This is a genomic window from Vibrio sp. 1078-1, assembly GCF_033340475.1.
Genome location: NZ_JAWOWM010000217.1, coordinates 1 through 805 on the forward strand (window position 1 = coordinate 1; position 805 = coordinate 805).

Annotated in this window: 1 protein-coding gene; it reads left to right on the forward strand. The window is 40.2% G+C overall.

Annotated features, from left to right (window positions below):
• Positions 1–541 (forward strand): carboxy terminal-processing peptidase (locus R7190_RS26710; RefSeq protein WP_318137778.1); only part of this gene is annotated, 541 nt, incomplete at its 5' end.
• Between the last annotated feature and the right edge of the window lie 264 nt (positions 542–805).

Consider the following 805-nt stretch of genomic DNA (forward strand, 5'->3'; position numbering starts at 1 on the left):
CTACGATCTTTTCGATAAAGAGCTCGGTTATGTTCAATATACGATTCAAAAGTTCTACCGCATCGATGGCGGCAGTACTCAGAACCGTGGTGTAGCGCCAGACATTGCGTACCCAACACCAATTGATCCGAGTGAAACCGGTGAAAGTGTTGAAGACAATGCTCTGCCTTGGGATAGCATCGATAAGGCGACTTATCAGACATTTCCAGATAACGACAAGTTGATTGCAAACTTGACAGAACTTCACAATAAGCGAATCGCTGATGAGATGGAATTCCGTTTCATTAACGAAGACATTGAGAAGTATCGTAAAGAAAAAGACGACAACATGTTGTCTCTAAACGAGAAAGTCCGCAAAGACGAGTCAGATAAAGCAGAAGCATTACGTTTGAAACGTATTAATGAACGTCAAACGGCTTTGGGTAAGAAAACATTCAAATCTTTGGATGATGTGCCTAAAGACTACGAAGCACCTGATGTTTATTTAGATGAATCTGTTGCGATTATGGTTGATATGCTTAAAGCACCAAAACAGTCATAAGCACTGGCAATTCAGTACAAAAAGGGCGAGTCCTAAGGGTTCGCTCTTTTTTTATGCCTTTTAACCTGCAAAGTTGACGGCATAAAGTCGGTTGTGCGCTTATTTTACTGCAATAATTTACGTGATATAGATCAAATATTTCGCGAAATAGAGCACCAATGCCTAAGCTAAAAGAAAACGATAAGGATGCCGATATGAAGTGGTTCTTTATTTTACTTAGCTTTTGCTGCTTAAGCGTGTTCGCTGGAGAAAACACAAAGGAAG